Origin of the sequence: Sphingorhabdus sp. EL138 (assembly GCF_945890115.1) — a bacterium.
Taxonomy (GTDB): domain Bacteria; phylum Pseudomonadota; class Alphaproteobacteria; order Sphingomonadales; family Sphingomonadaceae; genus Sphingorhabdus_B.
The window spans coordinates 1-7,482 of record NZ_CAMDCK010000035.1 but is presented as its reverse complement, the minus strand read 5'-3'; the positions used below and the strand labels follow the sequence as shown (position 1 = coordinate 7,482).

6 protein-coding genes are annotated in these 7,482 nt (G+C 57.6%); 4 read left to right on the top strand and 2 right to left on the bottom strand.

Translation table 11 applies throughout. From position 1 onward, the window contains the following. Window positions 1-1,036 (bottom strand): fumarylacetoacetate hydrolase family protein (locus Q0O07_RS11155; protein WP_295493683.1); only part of this gene is annotated, 1,036 nt, incomplete at its 3' end. A gap of 102 nt (window positions 1,037-1,138) precedes the next feature. Between Q0O07_RS11155 and Q0O07_RS11150 the strand changes: the two genes are divergently transcribed. Genes Q0O07_RS11150 through Q0O07_RS11140 form a run of 3 tightly spaced genes read left to right on the top strand, consistent with a single transcriptional unit; the run spans window position 1,139 to window position 3,949 of the window. Next, on the top strand, window positions 1,139-1,780 hold the full coding sequence (locus Q0O07_RS11150; protein WP_295493681.1) for a TetR/AcrR family transcriptional regulator: 642 nt from the start codon (window positions 1,139-1,141) through the stop codon (window positions 1,778-1,780). 4 nt (window positions 1,781-1,784) lie between these two features. Beyond that, complete coding sequence (locus Q0O07_RS11145) at window positions 1,785-2,606, top strand: hypothetical protein (RefSeq protein ID WP_295493679.1); 822 nt, start codon at window positions 1,785-1,787, stop codon at window positions 2,604-2,606. Next, window positions 2,603-3,949, top strand: a complete 1,347-nt coding sequence (locus Q0O07_RS11140; RefSeq protein ID WP_295493678.1) for an FAD-binding oxidoreductase — start codon at window positions 2,603-2,605, stop codon at window positions 3,947-3,949. The genes Q0O07_RS11145 and Q0O07_RS11140 overlap by 4 nt, the downstream gene beginning before the upstream one ends. Before the next feature lie 114 nt (window positions 3,950-4,063). Here Q0O07_RS11140 and Q0O07_RS11135 read toward each other — a convergent pair whose 3' ends face one another. Further along, the gene (locus Q0O07_RS11135) at window positions 4,064-4,684 is read right to left on the bottom strand and encodes a glutathione S-transferase family protein (protein WP_295493676.1); all 621 of its coding nucleotides are present in this window, start codon (window positions 4,682-4,684) and stop codon (window positions 4,064-4,066) included. A gap of 366 nt (window positions 4,685-5,050) precedes the next feature. Here Q0O07_RS11135 and Q0O07_RS11130 point away from each other — a divergent pair, with 366 nt between their 5' ends. Then, a complete protein-coding gene (locus Q0O07_RS11130; RefSeq protein ID WP_295493675.1) occupies window positions 5,051-6,724 on the top strand; it encodes a M20/M25/M40 family metallo-hydrolase in 1,674 nt (557 codons plus the stop codon). Window positions 6,725-7,482 lie beyond the last annotated feature (758 nt).

The window sequence follows — 7,482 nt, the reverse complement described above, 5'->3', positions numbered from 1 at the left end:
AAGCGAACGCCGCATCGATCAGGTCTCTGCGTGTTGGTGGGGTGAAGATCGTGCCCTCAGCCGTTCCAGACATCAATGTGGCGCTCGGCGGGATCGCGCCATCGGGCATGAGCTTGGTATAGCTGCCGCGATAGAGAAAACGCGATTTGGTCATATCCGTGAAGGCCTTTAGCGCAAGCCCTCGGAAGTCGAGCGTCATCTCGCTGCCGCGCGCGTCTTGGCGCGGCGCATCGTTGATTGCGGTCGTCATGCGGATGTTGGCAACGAACGTCTTCCAGTCTCTGGGAATAACAAGAAAAGGGCCGGTCGGGAAAAAATCGGGTCCGCTCTTGGCATCGCTAAAGCCGCTGCCTGAGTCGAGATTGTCCGGATCGGCCAGGTTGATAAGCGCGTTGCGATTGGTGAAATCGCCGCACAGGAAGAACGCCTTTACCGCTAGGTCAAAGTCCTCGACCGTTCGCAATGTTCGGTCGAAGCGGACGCAAATCTCGACCTCATAATCGAGTAGGATGCCCTCTCGAGCCTGCACTCGGGTGCGTGCAGAAGAGGCCGGGCCGAATTTAGGGAACTGGAACACGGTGCCGCTCTCAGCCTCTTCGGCGTGCTCGGGGAAATTGGTGCCCGTACCAATCTGGCGGGTGCCAGCCGTGCCAGATGGCAGCAGGTCACTTATCGCTACCGTTACCTTCGGCATCGTGCCAGCGCGCCCTGCCAATACTGGGGTCAGGTTCACGGCAGCCAACGCCGCAAACGGATCGGCTGTCGCCGGGGCACCGAGTTCGGCGAGGTCGATGCCGGTAACGCTCTCCCCTTCCCGGCCAAGCACCAGCAACGTGTGCGTGTCGCCATTCGGCGCACGGAACTGCGCAAGCGTGATAGCCTGTTCAAGCGGGGCGAAGCCCTGAACAAGTGGTTCTTCCTCGAAGCTCGCCGGATTGAACTGTGGATCAGGCGATGTCGCCCAAGCCGTGAACACGATTACCGCCATCGCGATCATCGACCACGCAAGCCACTTTGCGACGTTTATTAAGGTCATTCGATCCTGCGGCATCGGCTGCAATCCTCCTTTTCGACGTCAACACATCATCAGACGCAAAACATTATTGACACATGTTATAAAACTATTCAACTAAACAGCATGTCAAGACGCGAAGAGGCCAAAACATTCAACCGAGCGCGCATTTGTGCGGCGGCAGAATCGATTATTCGCAGCGAAGGTATGGACAATCTCACCATGCGTCGCTTGGCCGTAGTGGCTGGAGTCAGCCTGCGCACGCCCTACAACCTATTTGGATCGAAGACCGATGTGCTAATCGCACTGCTCGATGAGGCAGTTTTCAAATTCACCCAATTGGGTTTGGCCCACTCTGACGGTGCGGCGATAGCGCGCATGTTGCGCGCGCTTGGGCAGATTGAGACGTTTTTCGACAGCGATGAAACCTATTACCGGGGTATTTATGCCGCGATCATGACCTCCGATCATCCAGAGGTTCGCAGCACAAGCGTCGACCGCGCAATCGCATCGGCACGCGCGTTAATGGCGGAAGCTATGTCCAATGGCGAACTGCGCGCGGACACCGATGTCCAGTCGTTGGGCCGCCACCTCGCGATCACGCTCCTTGCGGTGCTTGGCATGTGGGGTTCGGGGTTCTTCTCGAACCGCGAGAGCATGGCGCAGGTCCGGCGCGCGTGGCTCGCGGTCATGCTGCAGCATTGCAGCGACACATCGCGCCTTATGCTTGCGGCAGCCTATGACAACCCCAGTAACATTGGAGACTAATGCCATGAACCAACGGCTCCTTGGATACTCGCCGGACGAGCTTGCGCAAAGCCCCTATGCCAAGTTCTTCAATCCCGAGCTCGCACCGCTCCAACCGCAAGTTGCCGAGGCGCTTCTGATCGGGCCGCAGGCGCATGAATTGTTCGCGCCCGCCAGCGCCGCAGCCGACATGGCCGAGCCGGGCTATGGGCCGGTCGAGACGGGCTATACCTGTCCGCCCGACGGCGCAATCCGCGTGTTCTGCCTCACCAACATGCCGGGTGTAACGCCTAGGATGTGGGACTGGTGGTTCGGCTGGCACGGCTGCGAGGCGCAGCGCTACAAGCTGTGGCACCCAAAGGCCCATATCGACGCACGCTGGGCTGATGGACGCAACGACGAAAACTACATCGGTCGGACATCGCTGATCACCGAGTATCTTGGCCCAAGCGTCTTGAAAGGGGCCATCGGTTTTGTGCCGCCTGCTGTTATGGGCTTTAACCCAGATCGGCTGGCCGCGCAGGGTGAAGTAGTGATCTGTGCGCGCGTCGGTGTGCCCGGGACTGCGCTCAAGGGCGGGTGGCTTCTACACCAGTTACGCCCAGTTGCGGGCGGCAGCGAAATGCGTTCGCGCATGTGGATGGGTGGCGAAAATACCGCGCTGGGCGATAATCCCGGTGCCATAAGACGAGGATTGGCGAGAGCCATTCGTCCGGTTGCAAGCAAACTTCTTCCCGCACCGGCAGACCTGCTTGTTCATAATGCGCAAGAAATGGCGCATCTGGCGGGCTTCCTCCCACAATTGTTCGATGAATTTGGCGCTGCCTATCGCGAGCAGCAGGCATGAAGCGTCCCTCGGGGCGGGGCCGCGTCTGGCGGCGCGGAGATGACGGCTTCGACAAGGCTGTGCTCGCAACCAGCTTTAACGCGCGCGATCCCGGCGTGCGTCCAGAGCTTCTGGTCGAAGCCAATGATGCAGGTGATGTGCAGGGCGCCTTGCAGCTAGCGCGCGAGAACCTTTGGCAGGTCAGCATCGTTTCGGGCGGCCATAGCTGGGCGCAGAACCACATCCGCGACGGCGGACTGCTGCTGAGCATGGCCCGGTTCAACCAGATTACCATTGATCCAGTGACCAGAATTGCACTGGTTGGTCCCGGATGCTGGGGGCTCGACCTAGATAATGCACTGCGAAAGCACGGGCTATTCTTCCCCATCGCCCATGCACCCGATGTCGCGATGGGTGGGTTTCTGCTGCAAGGCGGTTTCGGCTGGGGTAGCCGCGAACTGGGACTGGCGACCGAGAGTTTGATCGGGATTGATCTGGTGCTGGCCGATGGCCGTCAGGTCCATGCCAGCGCCACCGAGAATGCAGACTTGTTCTGGGCCGCGCGCGGATCGGGGCCTGGCTTCTTTGCGGTAGTGGTGCGCTATCACCTAAAGCTACACCCACGCAAAAAGGTCACTGCGCTGAAGATGCAGGTCTTTCGCCAACGGCATCTGGAGCAGGTCTTTCGCTGGGCCGATGACATCGGCAGCGCCGTTCCCCAATCCATCGAACTTCAGATACTCATCACCCCTAAGGCGCTGGGTATCTTCCAGCCCGGCATTGAAGTCATCGTGCCGGTTCTTGCCGACAGCTGGGCCGAAGCGCGTGAAGCGGTGCGTTTTATCTCCGATAGCCCAATCCGGAAGCTGGCGAGCTTCACCACCCCGCTTGTGCCCATGAATACGAGTTTGATGTCTCGGGCTGCCAATATCACACATTTCCCGCCGGACGTGCGCTGGTGTACCGATAACATCTGGACCGACGCACCTATCGACGACCTACTACCCGGCCTGCGAGCGATTGCCGCCACTATGCCGCCCGCGCCGAGCCACAGCCTTTGGCTCAACTGGCATCCATCGCAGCAGCGCCCTGACATGGCCTTCTCGCTTGAAGCAAACCGCTATCTTGCAGTTTACGGCGAATGGACGCGCGGGGAAGATGATGACCGTTACGCCAATTGGGCTACCGAGCGAATGGCCGCGATGCAGGCGCATGCTTTGGGCATCCAGTTGGCAGATGAAAACCTGGGAAAAAGGCCGGCTCTCTTCATGAAGGATGAAAACCTCGCGCGGCTCGACACCGTGCGGGATAAATACGATCCCCAGGCGCTATTTCGATCGTGGATGGCTCGTCCGGATCGATAACGCCGCCCCGCAGCGCCTACATCATGTTGCGAAAAGGCTAGGGCCGGGTCGCAACCAGAATTGTGTCGTTGGATATGATTATCGGAGCAATAGTCCGGGCTATTTGCGTTTGCCTTACAAACCCATAACAATTGCCTTGGCAAAGGCGGGGCGCTCGCTGATGCGCTGCACATAGGCTCTCAAATTGGGCATTTCTTGTGGAATGCAGCCCAGCCGATTGCTCATGAAAGCGGCATGGCCGAGCATGATATCTGCACCTGAGAAATCGCCGATCAGATAATCCTTGCCGGCAAGCGTTTCATCGACCGGCTGCCACGCTCGGGTCAGCAATTTGCGAGCCTGCTCCAGGACGGTTTCGTCGCGGCGCTCCGGCGGGAGAAGTAGCGTGTGGACGACAATCGTGTTGACGGGAGGCATCACCATGCCTTCGCAATAATGAAACCATTGGAGATAGGGGGCAAAGTGATGGCTTGCGACAGCGGGCTTCAACCCGCCATTTTTGTGCCGCTCCAGGATATAGTCGACAATGGCACCGGATTCGAAAATCGATATTTCACCGTCGTCGAGAACCGGGACACGGCCTAACGGATGACGGGCGCGATGTTCGTCGGATTTGAGATCCTTGGGATGAAACGCCATCAGGTTCAACTCGTAGGGCAATTCAAGCTCTTCAAGCAACCAACTGATGCGGCTTGCGCGGCTATTCGGTGCAAAGTGTAGCTTCAGACCCATCATTCCATCTCCCAATCACATTTTTTCGACGCCAGGATGTGCAACGTCGAATCCGTTAGTTTTACTTGCAAGGGAGCCCTATTGGGCGGCGAACGAGCGCAATGTCAATTAGGCACAAGGTTCGATTGCGGTAATCGGCAAGTGGGAATCATAGGTTTCGGCATTGGCAGTTGTTCTGCACTGCGGCCGCATTTAGGCGCAAAGCGGTCACGAAAAGGTCTTTGCTGCGAACGTCGGCAATTGGGTAGCTAGCTGATCCTGACGTTGGGTTGGGGTCGCACTGGACAAGCAAGTGTAGAGCTTTGTTACGCAGATATTGACCTGACTTCGTGGGGCGGGCAACAGGCTGCCCGATCGAGGGGAAAGCGCATGAAGAAATTTGGTCCGGTTTTGGTGGCGCTTGTTATAGCTGTGCTGTTAACGCTTTTTGCAACGACCCCGCCAAAAGCAATACCCGCTAATGCCCCAGCGCAAAGCTTCTCCGCAATACGGGCCATGGCGGATGTGCGGACCATAGCAAAGCATCCGCACGCCACCGGCTCGGCTGAGAACGCAGTCGTGCGTGATTACATCATGCGCCGCATGGAAGCGCTTGGGATGGAGGTTTCGACCAGCAAAGGCCTCATCGACGCCAAGGGGACAAAACGGCTCAATCACTGGAGCGGACGCAATGATCCACCAGCCAATTTGGTCAATTTAATCGGCATTCTCCCCGGAAAAAATCGCAGCGCGCCGTCAGTTGTTCTGATGTCGCACCATGACACGGTTTGGGGCTCGCCAGGTGCGGCCGACGATACAGCAGGCGTTGCTGCAAGCTTGGAAATCGTGCGCGCAATCCGCGCCCGTGGGCAGCAGGAACGCGATCTGGTCATGCTGGTCACCGATGGCGAAGAACTTGGCCTACAGGGCGCGCGTCAATTTTGGGCTGACCATCCTTTGCGCAAAAGCGTCGGCGCAGTGATTAATATGGAAGCACGCGGTGGCGGCGGACGCACCACTTTGTTTCAGACCTCACACCAGAACGGTGCCGCAATGCATGTCTATGCCGATGCGGTCCGTCGCCCTGGCGCCTCTTCACTTGCCGCTTTCATTTATGCCGTCCTGCCCAATGACTCCGATCTGACACCTGTCATCAAGCATGATTACGCCGCCTATAACGTCGCCTTTATCGGGCGATCTGGCCTCTACCATTCACCAATGGCGACGCCCGATAATCTTGACCAAGGGTCATTGCAGGACATGGGTGGGCAGGTCCTCGACCTTACCGACGCGCTCGTTAAGGCAGATAGGCTTCCCCAAAGGGCGGCCGACGCCGTGTTCTTTGACCTATTCGGTATCTTCACTGTGATCTATCCCGTTTGGCTTGGCTGGGTCATGATGACCATGGCAGCAGGCGGACTGGTTTTGGTCGTACGGCGGGACGGAACATACGGTCTGACGGCCGGCGCCGGGCATATGCTGGCGCTGATATTGGGGAGCGCAGTGATACTCTTTGCGCTCAACCGCTTATCGCTTGGGCTTGCGCCCGCCAATTATTATGACCGTTTGGCCGCGATCCCTCGGTTAGAGGTTATGGCCGCATTGGGCTCGCTAACCGCATTTCTCGTGCTGTTTGCAACCTGGCGGCCAAGCCGCGTTGGTGTCGTGGGTGCCGCGCTGCCGCTGTTTATCATCGGTCTTGCCGCGCAAGCACTGGCACCAACAGCTGCCTATTTCGTGGTTTTGTCCCTGCTGCTCACCACGTTTGCGCTTTTGGCGCGGCATACAGCTGTGCAAATCGCTATCATGGCACTGGTTGGTGGCTATATGTTGTCGCTGGGTCATCAGTTGATGCAAGGGGTGGGGCCGACGCTTCCCTTCGCCGTCGCCCTGCCACTGGCGTTGGCTGTTCTATCGGCACTACCGCTCTGGCCCGGCATGGAGGTTAGAAAGGCGCGTGCGATAGCGGTTGCCGCCCTGCTGGGGGCATCGTCCGTGTCACTTTGGGTCCTACTTGACGCACCTGCGGCGAGCCGAGCCGTTTATTCCGATAGCAAGCAGTAAAAGGCGGTTTGCTTGAGAAAATACTGATTCCGCCTGTGTTGCTGTTCACGACACCTGCTTTTGCGGACCATGAGCCGCAAGCTACCTATTCGGCCTCCACCTATTTTTGCCATCAAATGATACGGTAATGGGCGTCTGCTTTTAGGGGCTGTCTGAAAACCTGAACCCAGGCCTCACCAGTGGCGGGATCGTTTAAGGTGGTGGCTTTCGCTGCAGCATTGAACACAAAGCGTTCTAGGCAAATTGCTTGGAGAATGTTCGGATCGTGTTCGGATTTTTCAGACACCGTATAAACATCTAATCTAACAACAAAATTTCATCGACCCGAATCTTGCCAAGGTTGGGGTCGAGGGTTCGAATCCCTTCGCCCGCTCCAATGATTTCAATGCTTTAGGCGATAGCGCCTTTGCTGCCCAAAGCGGGGTTGCAGCCTGCGTTTTAATCAGCGTTCTGATTAGAACGCCCGCGTAAAAATCTTGGAAATTCAGTGTTTAAGTCGGCCTGGGATGCGGTATTGCCGGTTTACGCGATTGGCACTGCGCTCATCTTTGTGTTCGGCTCGCTCCTAAAAACGGATGAGTGAGCTCATCCGTAACGCATTGGAAATGATCCGCGCAATCCCAAACCTGCTTATGGTACCTCGTTCACGCCTAGAAGAGCACATGCTTCACGTTCCGAAACGACTTCGGCATATTTGGCCTGTAGGTCGAACAAATTGGCTTCATGCGGCGCCGGATGTCGGTCGCCACAGGCTTCAC

Coding starts and splice junctions, on each gene's coding strand:
- Q0O07_RS11145 (WP_295493679.1), top strand. CDS start 1,785: ATGAACCAACGGCTCCTTGGATACTCGCCGGACGAGCTTGCGCAAAGC.
- Q0O07_RS11130 (WP_295493675.1), top strand. CDS start 5,051: ATGAAGAAATTTGGTCCGGTTTTGGTGGCGCTTGTTATAGCTGTGCTG.
- Q0O07_RS11135 (WP_295493676.1), bottom strand. CDS start 4,684: ATGATGGGTCTGAAGCTACACTTTGCACCGAATAGCCGCGCAAGCCGC.
- Q0O07_RS11140 (WP_295493678.1), top strand. CDS start 2,603: ATGAAGCGTCCCTCGGGGCGGGGCCGCGTCTGGCGGCGCGGAGATGAC.
- Q0O07_RS11150 (WP_295493681.1), top strand. CDS start 1,139: ATGTCAAGACGCGAAGAGGCCAAAACATTCAACCGAGCGCGCATTTGT.